This window comes from Micromonospora sp. RHAY321, from assembly GCF_023896955.1.
GTDB lineage: Bacteria > Actinomycetota > Actinomycetes > Mycobacteriales > Micromonosporaceae > Micromonospora.
In genome coordinates, this window is record NZ_JAMHIW010000009.1 from 139,850 (window position 1) to 160,067 (window position 20,218).

The 20,218-nt window shown below is 70.2% G+C and carries 21 protein-coding genes; 11 read left to right on the forward strand and 10 right to left on the reverse strand.

Features of this window, described 5'->3' with window-relative positions:
- Positions 1-3 precede the first annotated feature (3 nt).
- Positions 4-453: an iron chaperone gene (locus M8C17_RS20300; RefSeq protein ID WP_252418094.1), complete on the forward strand. Its 450-nt coding sequence runs from the start codon at positions 4-6 to the stop codon at positions 451-453.
- A 21-nt stretch (positions 454-474) separates the two neighbouring features.
- On the opposite strand, the gene M8C17_RS20305 is transcribed toward M8C17_RS20300, so the two are convergent.
- Complete coding sequence (locus tag M8C17_RS20305) at positions 475-1,095, reverse strand: XRE family transcriptional regulator (protein ID WP_252418095.1); 621 nt, start codon at positions 1,093-1,095, stop codon at positions 475-477.
- Positions 1,096-1,215: 120 nt separating this feature from the next.
- Here M8C17_RS20305 and M8C17_RS20310 point away from each other — a divergent pair, with 120 nt between their 5' ends.
- Positions 1,216-1,872, forward strand: coding sequence for a bifunctional 2-polyprenyl-6-hydroxyphenol methylase/3-demethylubiquinol 3-O-methyltransferase UbiG (locus M8C17_RS20310; RefSeq protein WP_252418096.1), 657 nt, complete (start codon positions 1,216-1,218; stop codon positions 1,870-1,872).
- A gap of 13 nt (positions 1,873-1,885) precedes the next feature.
- Here the strand turns inward: M8C17_RS20310 and M8C17_RS20315 are convergent, their stop codons facing one another.
- The gene (locus M8C17_RS20315) at positions 1,886-2,791 is read right to left on the reverse strand and encodes a helix-turn-helix transcriptional regulator (RefSeq protein WP_252418097.1); all 906 of its coding nucleotides are present in this window, start codon (positions 2,789-2,791) and stop codon (positions 1,886-1,888) included.
- A 177-nt stretch (positions 2,792-2,968) separates the two neighbouring features.
- Between M8C17_RS20315 and M8C17_RS20320 the strand changes: the two genes are divergently transcribed.
- The 3 genes from M8C17_RS20320 to M8C17_RS20330 are packed head-to-tail and all read left to right on the forward strand — an operon-like array spanning position 2,969 to position 5,222.
- Positions 2,969-3,820: an SDR family NAD(P)-dependent oxidoreductase gene (locus M8C17_RS20320; RefSeq protein ID WP_252418098.1), complete on the forward strand. Its 852-nt coding sequence runs from the start codon at positions 2,969-2,971 to the stop codon at positions 3,818-3,820.
- 39 nt (positions 3,821-3,859) lie between these two features.
- A complete protein-coding gene (locus M8C17_RS20325; protein ID WP_252418099.1) occupies positions 3,860-4,045 on the forward strand; it encodes a hypothetical protein in 186 nt (61 codons plus the stop codon).
- Between the two features lie 49 nt (positions 4,046-4,094).
- On the forward strand, positions 4,095-5,222 hold the full coding sequence (locus M8C17_RS20330; RefSeq protein WP_252418100.1) for a DUF4185 domain-containing protein: 1,128 nt from the start codon (positions 4,095-4,097) through the stop codon (positions 5,220-5,222).
- Between the two features lie 67 nt (positions 5,223-5,289).
- Here M8C17_RS20330 and M8C17_RS20335 read toward each other — a convergent pair whose 3' ends face one another.
- Entirely contained in the window at positions 5,290-6,183 is an 894-nt protein-coding gene (locus M8C17_RS20335; RefSeq protein WP_252418101.1) for an SGNH/GDSL hydrolase family protein, read from the reverse strand.
- A 226-nt stretch (positions 6,184-6,409) separates the two neighbouring features.
- Here M8C17_RS20335 and M8C17_RS20340 point away from each other — a divergent pair, with 226 nt between their 5' ends.
- On the forward strand, positions 6,410-6,838 hold the full coding sequence (locus M8C17_RS20340; protein WP_252418102.1) for a Fur family transcriptional regulator: 429 nt from the start codon (positions 6,410-6,412) through the stop codon (positions 6,836-6,838).
- Positions 6,839-6,866: 28 nt separating this feature from the next.
- Positions 6,867-9,143 (forward strand): catalase/peroxidase HPI, encoded by a 2,277-nt coding sequence (gene katG / locus M8C17_RS20345; protein ID WP_252418103.1) that lies wholly within the window; start codon positions 6,867-6,869, stop codon positions 9,141-9,143.
- 86 nt (positions 9,144-9,229) lie between these two features.
- Here the strand turns inward: katG and M8C17_RS20350 are convergent, their stop codons facing one another.
- Genes M8C17_RS20350 through M8C17_RS20360 form a run of 3 tightly spaced genes read right to left on the reverse strand, consistent with a single transcriptional unit; the run spans position 9,230 to position 12,077 of the window.
- The gene (locus M8C17_RS20350; protein ID WP_252418104.1) at positions 9,230-9,961 is read right to left on the reverse strand and encodes an NADPH-dependent F420 reductase; all 732 of its coding nucleotides are present in this window, start codon (positions 9,959-9,961) and stop codon (positions 9,230-9,232) included.
- 42 nt (positions 9,962-10,003) lie between these two features.
- Complete coding sequence (locus M8C17_RS20355; RefSeq protein ID WP_252418105.1) at positions 10,004-11,035, reverse strand: LLM class flavin-dependent oxidoreductase; 1,032 nt, start codon at positions 11,033-11,035, stop codon at positions 10,004-10,006.
- Positions 11,028-12,077 carry an LLM class flavin-dependent oxidoreductase gene (locus tag M8C17_RS20360; RefSeq protein WP_252418106.1) on the reverse strand — a complete coding sequence of 350 codons (1,050 nt, stop codon included), beginning with the start codon at positions 12,075-12,077 and terminating at the stop codon, positions 11,028-11,030. The genes M8C17_RS20355 and M8C17_RS20360 overlap by 8 nt, the downstream gene beginning before the upstream one ends.
- 113 nt (positions 12,078-12,190) lie before the next feature.
- Here M8C17_RS20360 and M8C17_RS20365 point away from each other — a divergent pair, with 113 nt between their 5' ends.
- The 4 genes from M8C17_RS20365 (at position 12,191) to M8C17_RS20380 (ending at position 16,377) form a co-directional block, all read left to right on the forward strand.
- Positions 12,191-12,682, forward strand: coding sequence for a MarR family winged helix-turn-helix transcriptional regulator (locus M8C17_RS20365; protein ID WP_252418107.1), 492 nt, complete (start codon positions 12,191-12,193; stop codon positions 12,680-12,682).
- Between the two features lie 136 nt (positions 12,683-12,818).
- Positions 12,819-14,009, forward strand: a complete 1,191-nt coding sequence (locus M8C17_RS20370; protein WP_252418108.1) for an MFS transporter — start codon at positions 12,819-12,821, stop codon at positions 14,007-14,009.
- A gap of 101 nt (positions 14,010-14,110) precedes the next feature.
- Positions 14,111-14,740 carry a VOC family protein gene (locus tag M8C17_RS20375; protein WP_252418109.1) on the forward strand — a complete coding sequence of 210 codons (630 nt, stop codon included), beginning with the start codon at positions 14,111-14,113 and terminating at the stop codon, positions 14,738-14,740.
- Between the two features lie 92 nt (positions 14,741-14,832).
- A complete protein-coding gene (locus tag M8C17_RS20380) occupies positions 14,833-16,377 on the forward strand; it encodes an NAD(P)-binding domain-containing protein (protein ID WP_252418110.1) in 1,545 nt (514 codons plus the stop codon).
- Here M8C17_RS20380 and M8C17_RS20385 read toward each other — a convergent pair.
- From M8C17_RS20385 to M8C17_RS20400, 4 genes are all read right to left on the reverse strand, one after another.
- Entirely contained in the window at positions 16,361-16,960 is a 600-nt protein-coding gene (locus M8C17_RS20385; RefSeq protein WP_252418166.1) for a nitroreductase family protein, read from the reverse strand. The genes M8C17_RS20380 and M8C17_RS20385 overlap by 17 nt on opposite strands.
- Positions 16,961-17,121: 161 nt before the next feature.
- A complete protein-coding gene (locus tag M8C17_RS20390) occupies positions 17,122-18,273 on the reverse strand; it encodes a glutamate--cysteine ligase (RefSeq protein ID WP_252418111.1) in 1,152 nt (383 codons plus the stop codon).
- A 48-nt stretch (positions 18,274-18,321) separates the two neighbouring features.
- Entirely contained in the window at positions 18,322-19,485 is a 1,164-nt protein-coding gene (locus M8C17_RS20395; protein ID WP_252418112.1) for a M20/M25/M40 family metallo-hydrolase, read from the reverse strand.
- Between the two features lie 91 nt (positions 19,486-19,576).
- A complete protein-coding gene (locus M8C17_RS20400; protein ID WP_252418167.1) occupies positions 19,577-20,152 on the reverse strand; it encodes a carboxymuconolactone decarboxylase family protein in 576 nt (191 codons plus the stop codon).
- Positions 20,153-20,218 lie beyond the last annotated feature (66 nt).

The window sequence follows — 20,218 nt, forward strand, 5'->3', positions numbered from 1 at the left end:
AGAATGTCCGCGAACACCTCCACCACCGTGTCCGACGGCTTCAGCCCGGAAGAGCGTGCCGCGATGAAGGAGCGCGCCGCCGAGCTGCGCGCCGAGGGCAGGAAGGGCGCCAAGAAGGCCGACGGGTTGCAGGCGGTCCTCGACCGGATCGCCCAGATGGCGCCGGAAGACCGGGCGCTCGCCGAACGCGTACACGTGGCGGTGACCGCCGCCGCCCCGGAGCTGTCGCCCAAGACCTGGTACGGGATGCCGGCCTACGCGAACGCGGACGACAAGATCGTGGTCTTCTTCCAGGACTCCGGCAAGTTCAACTACCGGTACTCGACCCTGGGCTTCCAGGACACGGCCAACCTCGACGACGGTGACCTGTGGCCGGTGGCGTACGCGCTGCGGACGTGGAGCGCCGCGGTGGAGAAGAGGGTCATCGAGCTGGTGAAGGCCGCCGTCGCCTGACCGTTGCCCGTACGACCACCCTCAGCTCCGAGCGCTGCGTCCCGCGTCCCGTGAGGGCGTGGACTCCTGCTCGGACGATTCGGTGTGCGCCCGTTCACCGTCCTGGTCGAACATGGTGAGGATCTCGACCGGGCCGTCCAGCGCCCCGATGGAGTGCGGGGTCATCGTGGAGAACTCGGCCGCCTCGCCGGCGCCGACCGTGATCCGCCGGTCGCCGAGGTGCAGCAGCGCGGTGCCGCTGAGCACGGTGAACCATTCCCGTCCGGGGTGAACGGCCAGGTGCCCGGGGCCGGTACGCCGTTCGGGAGTGATCCGCATCTTGGCCACCAGGCGGCCACCGTGCTGTGCGGCGTCGCGCGACAGCACCCAGGTGACCAGGCCGGGTTCCTGGTGCTGGACCGGCCGGATGATCACGTCGGCGTCGTCGACGGGCTCCACGAGGTGATCGATCGTGGTGCCCAGTTCCCGGGCGAGTACGACGAGCTGGTCGAGGTCGATGCGGCGGTTGCCGGTCTCGATCCGGCTCAGCGTCGACGGGCTGATGTGGCACCGGGCGGCGAGCGAGTCGAGGCTCCAACCGTGGGCCTGCCGTAGCCCGCGGAGGCGTTGCCGGACGACGTCCGACAGGTCGACGTGTGACACGGCTCCATGCTACGGCTTCTTGCGTAAACGGCAAGGAGCCTTGCTGCAACGGCAGGAGCGCATACCGTTGAGGTACGGGGGACAGGCGGTCTCTCGTACCCCTTCGGCAGGAGCCCGGTAATGAGCAAGCCTCACGACCATCCCGGATCGCCGCACGCGGAGCACGCCGCGTTCGACCCGCAGTGGTGGGAGCACCACTACCGGGAACACCCGGCGAAACACCAGTCCCCGAGCCCGCAACTGGTGGCCGAGGTGACCGGCCTTCCCGCCGGGTCGGCGCTCGACGCGGGTTGCGGCGGTGGAGCCGACGCGCTCTGGCTCGCCCAGCAGGGCTGGCAGGTGACGGCGGTCGACGTGTCACCGACCGCCGTCAGCACCGCCGAGGGCTCCGCCGCGCACCACGACCACCAGATCACCTCGCGCATCTCCTGGGTCGTGGCCGACCTGACAACCTGGCAACCGCCGACGCGCTACGACCTGGTGGTGAGCCAGTACGTCCACCCCAGGGTGCCCTTCACGGAGTTCGTGGCCCGCCTGGCCCAGGCCGTCGCCCCCGACGGAACGCTCCTCATCGTCGGCCACGATAAGGCCGACGAGCACTCGGCGGCCCACGCCCCCGACGACGCCTCGATCAGTCTCGACGCCGTCACCGGATCCCTGAGCCCGGACCTGTGGGATGTCGAGGTGGCCGAGCCCCGGATCCGCCACACCGAGCATGATTCAACGCGAGTGGTTATTCGCGACCTGGTCGTCAGAGCGCATCGCAGGCCGCTGTGATGGTGCCCGCCGGTCACGCCGGGTCGGTAGCCGCGCCGGCATCCGAGGCGGAGCGGGCAGGCGCTGAGGTGCCGCCGTCCTGCTGCGTCGCCCAGAGCGCCAGCAGGCGCAGGTTGTCGTGCGAGGGGCTGCCGGGGGCGGTGGTGTAGACGAACAGCGTCTGGTCCTCGTCACCGGGCAGCGCCAACGCCTCGTACTGGATGGTGATCGGTCCCACCGAGGGGTGGACCATGTGCTTGGTGCCGTGCGTGCGCTCGTGCACCCGGTGCCCGTTCCACCACGTACGGAATTCCCGGCTCTTGATCGTCAGCTCCCCGACGAGCTCGTTGAGCAGGCCATCGTCGGGATACCGCCCGGCGTAGAGGCGCAGCGTGCCGACCACCTCGGCCGCCACGGTCGGCCAGTCGAGGAATGCCTCGCGGGCGGCCGGGTCGAGGAAGACCCACCGTGTGTAGTTCCGGTGCGGGGGCGGCAGGCGGGTCCAGTCGGTGAGCAGGGCACGCGCCAGCGTGTTCGACGCGAGGACGTCTGTGCGGCGGCCGACGATGAAGGCCGGCTGGTCGACCATCGAGGCGATCATCTGGTGCACGGCCGGCCGTACCCGCTGGACCGGCGGCTGCTCGGAGCGGCGCCGGACCGGCCGGGCCAGGTCGGCGAGGTGGGCGCGGGCGGCGGCGTCGAGCCGGAAGACCCGCCCCAGAGCGTCGAGGACCGCTTCCGACGGGCTGGTGTGCCGGCCCTGCTCCAGCCGGGTGTAGTAATCGACGCTCACCCCGGCGAGCTGCGCCACCTCCTCCCGGCGCAGGCCGCGCACCCGCCGGCCAGCCTGACCGGTGTAGCCCGGAATGCCCGCGACCTCCGGGGGCATGCCCGCCCGGCACCTCCTCAGGAAGTCACCCAGATCTGTGTGTCCTGCCATGCCGTCAATGATGGCCGCCCCGGTGGTGTGGTGCCCACGGTTGGGTGGGCATGCCGTTCCCAGGCAGGGCTGGGCTCGCCTGACGGTGTCCGGCCCGGGGTGCGCGGCCGCAGCATGGGATGGCGTTCCCGCTTCGGGACGCATCCACTGTCACGCCGTCAAGAAGAGGAATCTCCCATGCCGTATCCCACCACCGGACCCGCCACCTGGTTCGTCACGGGCGCCTCCCGTGGCCTCGGTCTCGAGCTCGTCAGGCACCTGCTTGAGCGCGGCGACAACGTCACGGCGACCACCCGCTCGACCGAACGGCTCAGCGCGGCGCTGAGTCCCGTCGACACGTCACGGTTGCTGGCCCTGCCGGTGGACCTCGCCGACGAGAAGGCCGTCCGCACCGCCGTGGAGGCAGCCGGCGACCGCTTCGGAGCCGTCGACGTCGTGGTCAACAACGCCGGCTACGGCCTGCTCGCCGCCGTCGAGGAAGTGACCGACGCCGAGGCCCGGGAGCTGTTCGACGTGCAGCTCTTCGGCGCGTGGAACGTGCTGCGTGCCGTCCTGCCCGGCATGCGCGAGCGCCGCAGCGGCCACATCATCAACATCTCCTCCATCCTCGGGCTGACCGCCTTCCCGGGCTGGGGTGCGTACTGTGCCGCCAAGTACGCCCTGGAAGGCCTCACCGGATCTTTGGCCCGCGAGGTCGCCGACTTCGGTATCCGCGTCAACCTGGTCGAGCCCGGCTACCTGCGTACCGACTTCCTGCGCACCCACAGTCTGCGGCTGCCAGCGCAGGCCACCGACGGCTACGACGCCATCCGCGAGATGACCGACAACCACCTGGCCATGCCCGGGACCCAGCTCGGCGACCCCGCCAGAGCCGCCGCCGCGATCATCAGCATCGTCCGGAGCGGCACCGCACCCCTGCACCAGATCCTCGGCTCCGACTCCTACGCACTGGCCACCGCCCGCATCAACGATCTCACCGCCGATATCGAGGCCGGTCGACACCTCGCCACCACCACCGACATCACCTGAGCCGACGTCCGTGTCCCAGGACCGAGCGCAGGCGGCCGCGTGGACGTCGGCATCGGCGTTGCACCTGAACGTGACGATGCCGTCGCGGCCGTCACCGTTGACGACACCGACCGGGGCCACCTCGGCGTTCGGCGCGAACCAGTCGTGCCATTTCGTGGCGCCGGCGAACGACGATCCGGTCTGAAGAATTCCATCACCGTGCTGTCTGATGCAGGCAGACATTGACATGCATGATGGTCGCGGGTTTACTCGCCGCAGTCAGGAAGGGGGAGCCATGGGCATCCGTCGTCGTTCGCTTCTCGGCCGTGCCGCCGCGATAGGTGCAGCCGGCGTGGTCGGTGTCGTCGGAGGTGGCCTGACCACGGCCGGTCCGGCCCAGGCGGCGGTCTGGAAGAAGCGGTTGACCGGCGCGGACCTCGACACCAACAGTCGGTGGCGGGTGGCCGGCACCGACCTGGGCATTCCCTACGTGCTGGAGAACGGATCGATCGGCTACCTCTTCGGTGACACCTTCAACACGCCGTGGCCGGAGGGCCCGCCCCTGCCCAACGACTGGCGGTCACCGGTCATGTTGCGCTCCGCCGTCCACCCGGGCGCGACGGGAGGCGTGGTCTTCGACAGCGCGGCGCGGGTCGCCGGCAACGGACGTGCGCCCGAACTGATGCACAACGGCCACCACGGCATCGGCATCGACGGGCTTCCTGAGGTGACCGTCATTCCCAACGACGGCATCAGCTTCCCCGAGACCGGTCGGCAGCTCATCTCCTACATGAGCATCGAGAACTGGAACTCCGCCGGCCCGGCCGGGCCGCAGTGGAAGTCCCGCTACGCCGGCCTGGCCTACTCCGACAACGGCAACGACTTCGTCCGTACGCCGCTGAAGTGGTGGAACAGCCCGGACAACAGGGACCCGTTCCAGATGTGGACCATGCAGCGCGACGGCGACCACGTCTACGTCTTCTCGGTCCGCTCGGGACGCCAGGACGGTCCGATGATGCTGCGTCGCGTCCGGTGGGACCGGCTGTTCTACCCCGAGTCGTACGAGGGGTGGGGCTGGAACGGCGCGAACTGGGGCTGGGGGAGGCCCTGCACGCCCATCCTCACCGGTCGTTTCGGTGAGCCGTCGGTACGTCGCCTGAGCGACGGCACCTGGGTGATGTCGTACCTGAACTGTCAGAACGGGTGCGTGGTCACCCGGACCGCCTCCGGGCCGGACCGGGCGTGGACGGCGGAGAAGATTCAGGTCACGAGCTGGCAGGAGCCGGCTCTCTACGGCGGGTTCATCCATCCCTGGTCGAGCCGGGACGCCAACGATCTGCACCTGATGGTGTCGAAGTGGACCCGTACGCCGGACGGCCGCAGCACCGCCTACCACGTCAGCCAGTTCGTCGGCTCGGTGTGACAGGAGTGCGCCCGGACGGTTGAGCCGGCCCGCCGCGACGCGACGGGACCGGCCCAACCGGTGGTGGTCAGCTGTTCAGAGTAGCCAGCAGGGCGGTGGCCATGCCCTGCTCGCCCCGTGCGTTCGGATGGAACGGGGCAGCCGAGTTCTGTGGCACCAGCCCCTCGACCCACCGGGTGCCGCTGCTCTTGCACGCGTCGCGGCCGATCGACGGGGTGTAGACGTCGGCGTACGTGGCGCCGTTCGCGGCGGCGACGCGGGCCAGCGTGGAGTTGAGCGACTTCTCGATGCCGCGCAGGTACGGCACGTCCTGGTAGGCGATCGGGACCACCGGCCAGCAGCCGTACCCGGTGTCCGGCAGGATCGCCGGATACCCGAGCACCGCGACCCGCGCGCCCGGCGCGGCTCGGCGGACCGCCTGGAGCACGGCGGTCACCTTCGGCGCGGCGGCGGCGATCCTGGCCTGCAACTGGTCGGTGCCTCCGGCGGTGTACCGGTCCTTGCACGGTGATCCCAGCGGGCTGCTCAGACTCGCCTCCGCGCAGTCGCCGATGATGCCGGAGAAGCCGATGTCGTTGCCGCCGATCTGCACCGTCACCAGCGCCGTGTCCGGCGTGACGGCGTTGAGCTGCGGTGGCACCTCGATACCCAACTGGCCGCTACCGCCGTAGAGGATGTCGTCGGTGGTGGCCCCTGAGCAGCTCACGTCGACGAGCGGCGACGAGCCGGCGGACGCGGCGACCAGGGACGGGTAGTTGCGGTTGGAGCGAAGGCAGTTGAGGTCGACCTGGGTGGGGATCAGCGGACCGGCCGCGTACGAGTCGCCCAGTGCGACGTAGCGTCCGGCCGGCACGGCGGCGTTCGCGGGTGTGGTGAGGGCGAGCAGCACGCCGGCGGTGGCCGCGGCGAGTGCCGCCAACCGGGTGGCTGCGCGCAGGATCGGCAGGCGGGGACGGGTCATGGCGCCTCCCAGTGGGGATCAGGGTGGTGCCGAGATTCTGTCGACAGCGACGGCGAGGGTCAATATAGATAGACCTCACTATTTGCTGGTCCAGGGTGTGGGGTGGGCTGATCTTGGCTGATCCGGCATTGCCTGAAACAGACTCGCGTCATGAAACCGGACACCGCCGCGGGTGGAGGCTGACCAAAACTAGATTCATTCCAGAAGAGTGGACTATGGTCATCACGTGACATCCGACTTCGAGGCTCAGCTGCGGTCGGTCTCGTTGCGCGTGACCAAGCCCCGGTTGGCCGTGCTCGCGGCACTGCACGACCACCCGCACGTCGACACCGACAGGGTGATCGCCCTGGTGCGGGCGGACCAGCCCACGGTCTCCCACCAGGCGGTGTACGACGTGCTGCGCGCGCTCACCGACGCCGGTCTGGTGCGACGCATCCAGCCTGCCGGCGCGACCGCCCGCTACGAGTCGCGGGTGGGGGACAACCACCACCATGTCGTGTGCCGCTCCTGCGGCGCGATCGCCGATGTCGAGTGCGCTGTCGGCCACGCTCCCTGTCTCACCGCCTCCGACGACCGCGGCTTCGTGGTCGACGAGGCGGAGGTCGTCTACTGGGGCACCTGCCCCGACTGTGCGACCGAACGCACCTCCCAGTGATCCAGCAGCACCAGTTCGGAAGGAAAACATGAGCGACACCCAGGACAACGGCCCCTCCAGCGCGCAGGGCGTGGACAAGAAGGAGGCAGCGGGCTGCCCGGTCGCGCACGACTCCGTGACCGCGCAGGGCAGCGAGAGCGAGAATCCGGGCATTCCCTCGCCGACCCCGAAGACCGGTGGGCGTCCGCGTACCAACCGGGACTGGTGGCCCAACCAGATCGACCTGTCGGTGCTGCACGCCCACTCCTCCAAGAGCAACCCGTTGGGCGAGGACTTCAGCTACGCCAGGGAGTTCGCCAAGCTCGACGTCGAGGCGCTCAAGCAGGACATCGTGCAGGTCCTCACCACCTCGCAGGACTGGTGGCCGGCCGACTTCGGCCACTACGGCGGCCTGATGATCCGGATGAGCTGGCACTCGGCCGGCACCTACCGCATCCACGACGGTCGCGGCGGAGCCGGTGACGGCGGGCAGCGTTTCGCTCCGCTCAACAGCTGGCCCGACAACGCCAACCTCGACAAGGCGCGCCGCCTGCTGTGGCCGGTGAAGCAGAAGTACGGCCAGAAGATCTCGTGGGCCGACCTGCTCGTGCTCGCCGGCAACGTGGCCCTGGAGTCGATGGGCTTCAAGACGTTCGGCTTCGGCTTCGGCCGGGAGGACGTCTGGGAGCCCGAGGAGATCTTCTGGGGTCCCGAGGACACCTGGCTGGGTGACGAGCGCTACGTCGGCGAGGCCGAGATGGCGCCCGAGGTCGGCGCGACCGAGATGGGCCTCATCTACGTCAACCCGGAGGGCCCGAACGGCAACCCGGACCCGCGGGCGGCGGCGTACTTCATCCGGGAGACCTTCGGCCGGATGGCGATGAACGACGAGGAGACCGTCGCGCTGATCGCCGGTGGCCACACCTTCGGCAAGACCCACGGCGCGGCCCCCGCCGAGAACAACGTGGGCCCGGAGCCCGAGGGTGCCCCGCTGGAGGCGCAGGGCCTGGGCTGGCTGAGCAGCCACGGCAGCGGCAAGGGCCGGGACACGATCACCAGTGGCCTCGAGGTGACGTGGACCGACGTGCCGACGCAGTGGAGCAACCGCTTCTTCGAGATCCTCTTCGGCTTCGAGTGGGAGCTCACCACGAGCCCCGCCGGCGCGAAGCAGTGGGTCGCCAAGGACGCCCCGGAGATCATCCCGGACCCGTTCGACCCGTCGAAGAAGCACAAGCCGACGATGCTCACGACCGACCTGGCGCTGCGTTTCGACCCGGCGTACGAGAAGGTCTCCCGCCGCTTCCTGGAGAACCCGGACGAGTTCGCGCTGGCCTTCGCCAAGGCCTGGTACAAGCTGCTGCACCGCGACATGGGTCCGGTCAGCCGCTTCCTCGGGCCGTGGGTCGCCGAGCCCCAGCTGTGGCAGGACCCGGTGCCGGCCGTCGACCACGAGCTCGTGGGTGACGCCGACATCGCCGCCCTCAAGGCGAAGGTCCTGGACTCCGGCCTCACGACCGCCCAGCTGGTCTCCACCGCCTGGGCGTCCGCGGCGAGCTTCCGGTCCACCGACAAGCGCGGTGGTGCCAACGGCGCCCGGATCCGCCTGGAGCCGCAGCGCAACTGGGAGGTCAACCAGCCCGAGCAGCTCGCGTCGGTCCTGAGCACGCTCGAGGGCATCCAGCGGGAGTTCAACGAGGCCGGCGGCGCGAAGATCTCGCTCGCCGACCTGATCGTGCTGGCCGGCTCGGCCGCCGTGGAGAAGGCGGCGCGCGACGCCGGCGTCGAGGTGACCGTGCCGTTCCGCCCGGGCCGCACCGACGCCAGCCAGGAGCAGACCGACGTCGAGTCGTTCCGGGTCCTCGAGCCGCGCGCCGACGGTTTCCGCAACTACCTGCGGGCCGGCGAGAAGACCCAGCCGGAGGTGTTGCTCCTCGACCGCGCGTACATGCTCAGCCTGAGCGCGCCCGAGATGACCGTCCTCATCGGCGGCCTGCGTGCCCTCGGGAACAACGTGGGTGGCTCGCGGCACGGCGTCCTCACCGACCGGCCCGGCGTGCTCACCAACGACTTCTTCGCCAACCTGCTCTCCCCGGGCACCCGGTGGAAGGCGTCGGAGTCCGACGAGCACGTGTACGAGATCCGGGACCTGGCCACCGATGAGGTGAAGTGGACCGCCACCGCGGTCGACCTCATCTTCGGCTCCAACTCGCAGCTGCGGGCTCTCTCGGAGGTCTACGCCAGCGACGACGCGCGCGACAAGTTCGTGGCCGACTTCGTCGCGGCCTGGACGAAGGTCATGGAACTCGACCGGTACGACGTCGCCTGACCCTGCTCCAACCGACGAGCCCCGGTCGATCGACCGGGGCTCGTCGGCGACGGGAACCGACCCTCGGGGCCGGGGTCACCCACGCGTCAACGCCGCGCCGCGGCGGGTGGATCGTCGGTCGAGAGGGCCCGCGCGGACGCGATGACCCTCCCACGTTCCGACTGGGGAAAGCGGTCGAGCATGGCGCGCACCTCCTCAGCGCTCACGTTGGCACCGAACAGCTCGCTGCCCGGTTCGAGCCGTACGCCCTCGGCGAGGGGGCCGGCGACGACCGGATCGAAGCCGAGGGCGTCCACAAGAGACGCCACTGCGGCGAGGTCGGCGGCGTCGTCGCCAGCGATCGCGATGGCCTTGCGGCCGGGTGTCCCCGCCGGCCGTGCCTCGTCCTCAAGGTCGTGGTAACCCATGTGGTTGAACGCCTTGACGACCCGGGATCCGGCCAGGAACGCCTGCACGACCTCACTCGACGACGTGCGCGGATCGGTGAGGTCCGCACGGATGCCGTCGACCTCCCACCAGTAGTTCATCGCGTCGACGACGAGCTTTCCGCGCAGCGCCTCGGCGGGGACGCTGCGGTACTTGCCGAGCGGGAGGGCGAGGATGACGACGTCGGCGTCGGCCACCGCGTCGACCGCGGTGGTGGCGACCGCCCCGGGCGTGAGCACCTCGACGGTCAGCGCGATCTTCGCCGGGTCGCCGGAGCCGGCGACGAGCACCCGACAGCCGGCGGCGACGGCGAGTCGAGCCAGCACGGTGCCCACCTTGCCGGCGCCGAGGACGGCGAGGGTCTGTGGCCTGTTCCGGCCGTTGCCGTTCATGTCTTCCTTCCGGGTTGCCGATGCGGCGGTGGTGGGAACGGGTCAGCTGGCGAGGATGTCACGGACCATGGGGATCACCTTGGTGCCGTACAGCTCCACCGCGCGCATCCGGGCACTGACCGGCTGCGCTCCCGCTGTGTAGATGAGGTCGAACCGGCCGACGCCGACGCTGCGAACGGCCCGGGCGATACGCCGGGCCACGGTCTCCGGAGAGCCGATGTAAAGGGAACCGTGCTCCACCTCGGCGTCGAACTCCGGGCGACGGATCGGCGGCCAGCCCCGCAGCCCACCGATCCGGTCCCGCATGACCCGGTAGTACGGCCAGTACACCTCCTTCGCCTCCTCGTCGGTGTCGGCGACGAAGCCGGGGGAGTGCATCCCGACCGGGTGCGCGGTCGTGCCGAGCTGTTCGGCCGCCCGCCGGTAGAGGTCGATGTAGGGCGCGAAGCGCTCGGGAGCCCCGCCGATGATGGCGAGCATGAGCGGGAGGCCGTACCGGGCGGTACGCACGACCGACTGCGGCGAGCCGCCGACGCCCACCCAGGTGGTGAGGCGACCCGACTCCGTCTTCGGGAAGACGTCCGCGTTCTCCAGGGGCGGTCGCTTGGTGCCACTCCAGGTGACCGGCTGCTCGTCCAGCAGCTTGACGAACAGTTCGATCTTCTCCTCGAACAGCACGTCGTAGTCGCGCAGGTCGTAGCCGAACAGCGGGAAGGACTCGGTGAACGAGCCACGACCGAGGATGACCTCGGCCCGGCCGTTCGACAGCGCGTCGACCGTCGCGAAGCGCTGGAACACCCGGACCGGGTCGTCCGAGCTCAGCACGGTCACCCCGGAGGCGAGCCGGATCCGCGACGTGCGGGTGGCGATACCCGCCAGCACGGTCTCCGGCGTCGATACCGAATATTCGGGCCGGTGGTGCTCGCCGAGGGCGATGACGTCGACGCCGAGCTGGTCGGCCAGCACCGCCTCGTCGACGACCTGCCGGATGGCCGCCGCGTAGGAGATGGGCTTACCGGAGTCGTCCTCCGGTACGTCGCCGAAGGTGTCGAGGCCGAACTCGAGGTCAGACATTGGTGGGCTCCTTCGCCAGCAGCTCCCGGACCCGCGGCGCGACCTCGCTGCCCAGCAGTTCGATGGTGCGCGCCCGTGCCTCGCGAGGCAGGTGCATGATGTCGTACTTGAGGTCGAATCGGCTCAGCCGTAGGTCACGCGCCACGGTGGCGATCTTCCGCGCGACCGTCTCCGGTGACCCGACGAACAGCGCCCCGTGGTCGATTTCGGCCTCGTAGCGCGCCCGGTCCGGCTTGTAGAAGCCGCGCTCCTCGGCGAGCGCCGCGACGACCGGCTGCCAGTACCGCCACCAGGTCTCCACCGCCTCCTCGTCGGTGTCCGCGACGAGGCCGAGCGAGTGTTGCCCGATCGGCTGGACAGTATGCCCGGCCTGTTCGAGCGCGCGGAGGTAGAGGTCGGCGTGCCCGGCGAACCGTTGGGGGCGCCCGCCGATGATGGCCATCATGAGCGGGAGCCCGTAGCGCGCCGCGCGGAGCACCGAGTTCGGGCTTCCTCCGACGCCGATCCACGTCGGGATGCCGCCCGGCCGCATCCGCGGATGCAGTCGCTGCGCGACCAGAGGGCTTCGTACGGTTCCGGACCAGATGACCGGTTCGTCACGCTGGAGCCGTACGAAGAGGTCGAGCTTCTCCTCGAACAACCGCTCGTAGTCCGCCAGGTCGTAGCCGAACAGCGGGAACGACTCGGTCGCGGACGCGCGCCCGAGAACGATCTGCGCCCGTCCGTTGGACACGGCGTCGAGGGTGGAGAACTCGTGGTAGAGCCGGACCGGATCGTTCGTGCTGAGCACCGTGACCGAGGTGCCGAGGCGGATCCGGTCGGTTGCCGTCGCGATCGCCGCGAGCAACACGGGTGTGGCCGAGTCGTTGTGGCCCTCCCGGTAGTGCTCACCCACGCTGAACACGTCCAGGCCCACCGACTCCGCGAGCCGCGCCTCGTCGACGAGCAGCCGCACGGTTTCCGCGTCGCTCAGGACCCGGCCGCCGTCGGTGGCCACCTCCCCGAACGAGTTGAGCCCCAGTTCGAAGCCTCCGTCTGTCATCGTCTCCTCCTCACGCTCGCCTCCCGCCGTGACTCCCACGGCAGGAAGCCCCTCGACGATTGACACGTCAATCATGCTAGCCTTCGAATTGACATATCAACCGGGAGGGGCGGATGACAAAGGCCACACCCGAGCGGCGGAGCGGACGCCGCCTGCCGACCGCGGAGGAGCTGCGGATCTGGCGGGACTTCATCGAGACGACCGGTGCGCTCAGCTCCCAGATCGCGTCACGCCTCCAGACCGATTCCTCGCTCTCGCCGGGGGACTACGCCGTACTGCTCGCCCTCAGCGAGGCGCAGGACCGGCAGATGCGCTCCTCCGAACTCGCGGCACACATCAGGTGGGAGCGGAGCAGGCTCTCCCACCACCTGGGGCGGATGGAGCGGCGGGGACTCATCCGTCGCCAGGAGTGCCCAACGGTTCCCCGAGGGGCGGAGGTGCTGCTCACGCCGACCGGTGCGGAGGCGTTCCGACGCTCCACCGTCCCGCACCTGCGCGCCATCCGCGAGCTCTTCGTCGACGCTCTCACACCCGACCAGCTCCGCGCGGCAGGCGAGATCGCGGCGGCGCTCAGCACGCACCTCGGCACGCGGCACGAGAGTTGAGCGGCGGCCGGGACGCCGAGAGCGTCACGGCCGTCCCGCCGCATGCGACCGAGCACACCGGGTACGCCGCAGCGGCCCTCCAGCCAGCGCGGTGGGCCAGGACCGAGCGCTTTCCCCGCAGCCGAGGAGCACCGACATGCCGATCGCGGGACGGGCACGACTCTCACCGACGGCCTCCCTGGTGCTGCTCGCGTCGATTCTCGTGTCGTTCCTGGCCGCGTCGGCGGCACCGACCCCGCTCTACGGCATCTACCAGGAGCGCTGGCACTTCTCGCCGGTCACGACCACCGTGGTGTTCGCCGTCTACGCGCTCGCCGTGCTGGCGTCGCTGCTCACGTTCGGCAAGTTGTCCGATCATGTCGGCCGGCGTCCGGTCCTGGCCGTCGCGATCGCGGTGCAGATGGTCTCGCTGGTCGTCTTCGTCTTCGCCAACGGCGTACCCACGCTGCTGGCGGCCCGGATCGTGCAGGGGCTCGCGGCCGGCGCCGCCACCGGCGCCGTCGGCGCCGCCATGCTCGACATCGACCGCGCCCGCGGCACGCTCGCGAACTCGATCGCCCCCGGTATCGGTACCGGCAGCGGTGCCCTGCTCTCGGCGCTGCTCATCCAGTTCCTGCCCGCGCCGACGCGGCTGGTCTACGTCGTGCTGCTCGTGGTCCTGCTGATCCAGGCCGTCGGGGTCGCGCTGATGCCGGAGACGGTCACGCCGATGGCGGGGGCGCGACGCAGCCTGCGGCCGGACATCAAGCTGCCCCGCTCGGTGCGGGAACCGGTACTGGTCGTCATTCCGGTGCTGTTCGCGGTCTGGGCGCTGGCCGGCTTCTTCGGGGCGCTCGGCCCGGCGCTCGTGCGGACCCTCATGAACACGTCGATCGTGGTCGGCGGTCTGGTCCTCTTCGTCTTCGCGCTCTTCGGGTCGATCGCCGTCCTGGTGCTGCGCAACACCGCCGCGAAGACGGTGATCCTCACCGGGATCGTCGCCCTCATCGTGGGCATGGTCGTCACGTTGGTGTCGGTCATGGCCCAGTCCGTCCCCGGATTCTTCGTCGGCCTGGCGCTCGGAGGTGTCGGTTTCGGTGGCGGATTCCAGGGCAGCCTCAAGACGATCATGCCGCTGGTCGAGGCGCACGAACGTGCCAGCGTGCTCTCCCTGCTCTATCTCGTCTGCTACGTCGGGTTCGGCCTCCCCACGGTGATCGCCGGTTTCCTCGTGGTCTACGCCGGCGGTCTGCCCCGGACCGCCGACGAGTACTCCGTCGCCGTCATCCTCCTGGCCCTCGTAGCCCTGGTCGGGTTGCGCAGGGCCACGAGAATGGCCCCTGGCTAAGGCCGGGAACGAGGAACCAAGCCGGGGCACGGGCAGTAGCGTGGTGATCGGGACGGAACGCCAGGCAGGGCATGAGCCGTACGCGATCCAGGGAGGCCGCGATGAGCCCGAGGAGTGCCCAGGGCGACGCGAGTGGGATGTCGAGCATCGAGAACCTCGACGTGAAGCTCGAAGTGATCGTCGTTCCGGTTTCGGACGTCGACCGCGCGAAGGAGTTCTACGGACGCCTCGGCTGGCGGCTCGACCAGACCCCGCCCGGCATCGTCCAGTTCACGCCACACGGCTCCGGGTGCTCCGTGCAGTTCGGTTCGGAGCTCACCTCGGCCGCGCCCGGTTCGGCCATGGCGTACCTGATCGTGTCCGACGTCGAGGCGGCCCGCAACGCCCTGGTCTCGGCCGGCGTCGAGGTCGGCGACGTCTTCCACCCCAGCCCGGACGGCCCGGTCGACGGGCTGGATCCCGAGCGGCGCAGCTACTTCTCGCGTGCCATGTTCCGCGACCCGGACGGCAACACCTGGCTTCTGCAGGAGATCACGACCAGGCTTCCCGGCCGCATCGAGGGCGGCCTCACGTCCTTCAGTTCGGCGACCGACCTGGCGAGCGCGCTCCGGCGCGCGGCCGACGCGCACGGCGAGCACGAGAAGCGCACCGGCAAGAGCGACCCGGACTGGCCCGACTGGTACGCGACGTACATGGTGAGCGAGCAGTCGGGGGCGAAGCTTCCCGAGTGAGCCGCCAACGGGTCTGACCGCCATCAGGCATTGACACGTCCCGCTATCCATTCCATGGTCGATGGACTCATCACTCCGTCGAAGGGTCAAGGATGGTCGGCAACGAGCACAGGTACGTCATCGTCGGGGCGGGGCCCGCCGGGCTTCAACTGAGCTACTACCTCCAGCAGCACGGTGCCGACTACCTGACGCTCGAAAGTGGTGACGAACCGGGCGGGTTCTTCCGGCGGTTCCCCCGGCATCGCCGGCTCATCTCACTGAACAAGGTGCACACCGACAGCACCGACCCGGAGATCCGCCTGCGCTGGGACTGGAACTCCCTGCTCAACGACTCCCCGGACCTGCTGTTTCCGAACTTCAGCGAGGAGTACCTGCCCGCAGCCGACGACCTGGTGCGCTACCTCGCGGAGTTCCAGCGGATCCACCAGCTCAACGTCCGGTACGGCACGACGGTCGAGCGGATCACGCGGACGGGCGACGGTTTCACCGTGCGCACCGGCCAGGATGAGGTCCGGGCGCGCTGCCTGGTCGTCGCGACGGGCTGGGGCCAGCCGTTCGTGCCGGCCATCAAGGGCATCGAACATGCCATCGGGTACGAGGACATGGTCGTCGACCCCACGGCGTACGAGGACCAGCGGGTCCTGATCATCGGTAAGGGCAACTCCGCCTTCGAGACCGCGTCGGCCATCCTCGGCCGGGCCTCGATGGTGCACCTCGCCAGCCGGCAACCCCTGCGGCTCGCGTGGAACACCAAACACCCCGGGGACGTCCGTGGCCAGTACGGCGCGATCCTCGACAGCTACCAGTTCAAGACACTGCACTCGGTGCTCGACTGCACGATCGACGAGATCCGGCCCGTCGACGGGCGGTTCCAGGTGTCGATCACGTACACCCACGCCGAGGGCGAGACCGCCGTGCTCGACTACCACACGGTGCTGCGGTGCACCGGCTTCCGGATGGACACCGCGGTGTTCGACGAGACGTCCCGTCCCGACATGGTGCGGGACGGCCGCATGCCCGGGCTACGCCCCGACTGGCAGTCGAGCAACATCGACGACCTCTACTTCGCCGGTACGATCGCCCAGGCCCGGGACGTCAAGCACGCGTCGTCGCCGTTCATCGACGGCTTCCGGTACAACCTCCGCACGTTGACCCGGATCCTGCGGGAGCGGTACGACGACGTGCCGTTGTCGTTCACGACGACGCCGGCGGACGCCTCGTCGTTGGCCAAGCTGATGCTCGACCGGGTGAACTGGTCCTCGGCGCTGTGGACCCAGTTCGAATACCTCTGCGACGTCCTCGTGCGCGACGACGCCACCGGCGACTTCCACCACTACGAGGACCTGCCGGAGGACTACGCCGTGGAGCGCTTCGCGTCCGCCACGCAGTGGTACACGCTCGCGCTGCGGTGGGGCCGCGACGACTACGGCGATGTCTTCGCCATCGACCGGCACCCGACCCCCGACCGGGCCCGGGAGAGCGCCTTCATCCACCCGGTGATCCGGCGGTACCGCGGAGCGGACCTGCTCGCCGAGCAGCACCTGCTGGAGGATCTGCTGGCCGAGTGGCGGCGCCCGGACCGGCACGTCGAGCCGTTGGTCGAGTTCCTGACCAGGGACCTCACCAGCGGATCATGACCTCGTCGAGCGGCTTGCGGGTCAGGTCGGGGACGTGGGCGTCCGGCGTCGGATAACCGACCGGCATCACGACGTACGGGCGCTCCTCCGGCGGTCGCTCACACACCTCGTTGAGGAATCGCATCGGGCTGGGGGTGTGGGTCAGTGTGACCAGGCCGCAGTGGTGCAGCGCGGTGATCAGCAGACCGACGGCGATGCCCACGGATTCCTTGACGTAGTACGGCTTCGGGCTGTGTGGCCCCTGGTGTATCTCGAACACGACGATGACGGCCGGTGCGGTCTCCAGGAACGGCTTGCGCCAGTCGGTGCCGAGCCCGGCGATCGCATCCAGCCACTCGGCTGAGGCGCGACGGTCGTAGAACGCACGTTCCTCGGCCTCCGCCGCCTCGCGCAGCCGGCGCTTGCGGGCCGGGTCGGTCAGGACGACGAACCGCCACGGCTGCACGTTGGCGCCACTGGGTGCGGTCGAAGCGGCCCGGATCGCGGCCTCGATCACCCCGTCGGGCACGGGGTCGGGGGCGAAGTCCCGCACGGAACGGCGCCGCGCCATCCGTTCCGCGAACGCCTCCGCCTCGCGCACCATCTCCGCCGGCTCCATACGGGCGTACTGGATCGGAACCCTGGACTGCGGGTCTGCCTCGGTCACCTGTGGCCTCCACTGATCAGGGGTGCCGGTCGCCGTGGCAGGGCAACCCTGCCGCGACGTCCGGTTTCCCCAGCATTTCCGAGGCCGGCGGTTCGTCGTTACGCCGTCGTGCTGTCTTCGCGGGAGGGCACGTCCGGGGCGGTCCGGGTGGCGATCTCGTCGACCACGTCGGTCAGGCGGCCGCGCAGTGCCGCGGCGGCCCGCTGGCGGGTCGCTCCGTCACCGTTCGTGGCGAGGAGTGTCAACCAGTCCTCGACCCGCTCGCAGTCGCCCGCCTCGTGCAGCGCCGGTCGGGCGCGCTCGACCAGCCGCCCGGCGAGCGCCGCAGCGGGCAGCAGCCGGCCGGTGAGGACGTCGACGCCGTGCCCGCCCATCCCGTCGCGGGCGGCGCGCCAGTACGCGAGCCGCATCAGCTCCGGGACCAGTTCCGGCCCCTCGTCGCCCCGGTCGACCGCGTCACCGGCAACGACCACCAGAGCCCGCACCAGGGCGGCCAGGGCCGCGGACTCGGCGGCGGTGACGGGCACGTCGGCCACCCGCACCTCGAGCGTCGGGTGGTTCGTCGACAGGCGGAGATCCCAGAAGATGGTGCCCCGGTCGACCAGCGCGCCCACTTCGAGCAGCATGTCCACGTGGTCGTCGTACTGCTGCGCGGACCTCAGCAACGGAGGCGGGCCGGCCACCGGCCACCGGCCCCATGTGACGCTGCGCCAACTCGCGTATCCGGTGTCGCGCTCCGACCAGTAGGGCGAGTTGGCCGTGAGGGCGAGAAACACCGGCAGGTGCTGGCGCAGGTGGTTGCCGATCAGCACGGCGCGGTCCCGGTCGGGCTCCTCCACGTGGACGTGGACGGCGCAGATCGCAAGCTCGTCGTGCAGCCCACGGAAGGTGGCGGTGCCGCGATCCTGGCGCGGCCCTTCCGTGATGGGCGGCGGCACGGCACGGCCCAGCACCGGCGAGCCGCTCGCGATCACCCGCAGACCCGCCGACAGCGCTGCGGCCTGGACGGCGGCACGACCTTCGACGAGTTGCGCGCTCAGGGCGTCCAGGCTCCGGCACGGGTCGGTGCGGGTCTCGACCTGAAGCTTGGTGATCTCGCCGCCCACCCGGGTGCCGAGGGCCGGACGCGCACGGTCGACGACCGTGGCCGCCTCCGGCACGACCTCACCCCGGTCGACGTCGACGACGAGGAACTCCTCCTCGACCCCGAGCAGGGGAATGGGCGATCCCGAGCGCTGTCCCGTAGTCATGCCGACGCCGACCCCTCGCTGCCGGTCGTTCGCCGGCGCCGAGCCAGACTATGGGATGTCGTCGATGGGTCGCGGCCCGGAACGCTCCATCGTGGACAACGCGCCGACGAGCCCGGCCAGCAGCGCCGCGCGCTCCGGCATGCGGTCGACACAGACGTACTCGTCGGCAGCGTGTGCCCCGCCTCCGACCGCACCCAGGCCGTCAAGGGTCGGGACGCCCAGCGCGGCGGTGAAGTTGCCGTCGGACGCGCCGGCGGCGTGCGCACCGACGACGTCCGGAATGCCAAGCTGACGGGCGATCGACTGGGCCAGCTCCAGGAGCGGCCGCGCCAGCTCGGGCGACATGGGGTAGCGGTTGATCCCGCCCTGCACGGTCAGCGTCGCCTCGGGCAGGAACGGCACCAGCCCGCGGATGGCGTGGTCCACGCGTTCGAGTTCGTCCCTGGTCCAGGCCCGGACGTCGACGGCCAGGCTGGCGCGTTCCGGCACCGTGTTCGTCGTGGTGCCGGCGGAGAGCAGGGTCGGCGTGACCGAGGTGCCACCGCTGTCCGCCGCGCCGAGCGTACCCAGCGTGAGGACCTGGTGGGCGACCTCGACCGTGGCGTTGACCCCGCGTCGTGGCTCGACGCCTGCGTGGGCGGCGCGGCCCCGGACGGTGAGGCGGTACACCGAGCCGCCCTTCCTGGCCACCTTCACGTGCCCGTCCGGGGTGGCGGCCTCGCAGACGAGAACCGCACCCGAGCGCCGTGCCTCCCGCTCGATCAGCGGCCGTGACGTGACGGACCCGGACTCCTCGTCGCACGTGAGCAGCACGCCGACCGCCGAAGTGTCTTCGACCAGGCGCAGTGCCGTGAACATCTGCACGATGCCGCCCTTCATGTCGCACACGCCGGGTCCCGTCGCGACGTCCTTGCGGACGGTGAAGGGCCTGGACCGGATCGTGTCGACCGGGAAGACGGTGTCGAAATGGCCGAGGAGCAGCACCCGTTGACTGGCGGCCTGCCACAGCAGGTGCGGCAGGCCGTCGATCACGACGCGGCGGGCGGGCCGGCCGAGCGCTTCCTCACCCCAGCGGGCGAGCAGGTCGGCACAGGACTCCAGGTGAGGCAGCGAACCCGGTGCCGACTCGGACGCGACGAGCGTGCCCAGCCGGTCGACCATGTCTTCCCTGAGCCGCGTCGCGGCGTCGAGCAGACGGCGTGGGTCGTCCATCGATCCCTCCAGCCTCACGGGTGACGGGCCTGGCCAGGCGTGTCCGTCGACCATCTCAGGGGGATCGGGGTGTGGTCACCCTTGTCTGTGCTCAGGCAGCCGCTTCACCCGCCGGCTGCACGCTGGCCGATCCGTAGCCGAACTCGACGATCCGACGCGTGGACTCGGCGTAGGCGTCCTGACCCTCGGGCGCGAAGGTGCCGAGCCCGTCGACGTACCGGTTGAACATGCAGAACGCGGCGGCGATCAGGACCGTGTCGTGGATCTCCAGGTCGCTGGCGCCCTCCGCGCGGGCGTTGGCGACCAGCTCGGCGGTGACGTTGCGGCCGCTGATCTGTACCGCGCCGGCGATGCGCAGCAGCGCCCGCAGCTTGGCCGAGATCGGGGCGCTGTCGAGGTCGGCGCGTACGTGGTCGACGAGGGGCATCCCCTCGTCGAGTTGTGCCGCGGCGAACGCCGAGTGCGACGCACAGCAGAAGGTGCACTCGTTGCGCCCGGAGACGTACGCCGCGATCAGTTCGCGCTCGCCGGCCGGGAGTGAGTGCGGGGCGCGCAGCAGCACCTCGGCCAGCTCGTTGAGCGGCTTCGCCGTCTCCGGGCGGTACCGCATCGGACCGGATATGCCGGGAAACTGCTTCTCGTCGATCCCCAGGTCGATGTGCGCCATGGTTGTCATGCCTCTCAGCCGTGAGCCGTGGCCCGGTCGGGCGGCGCTCCTGCCGAAGACGACTGC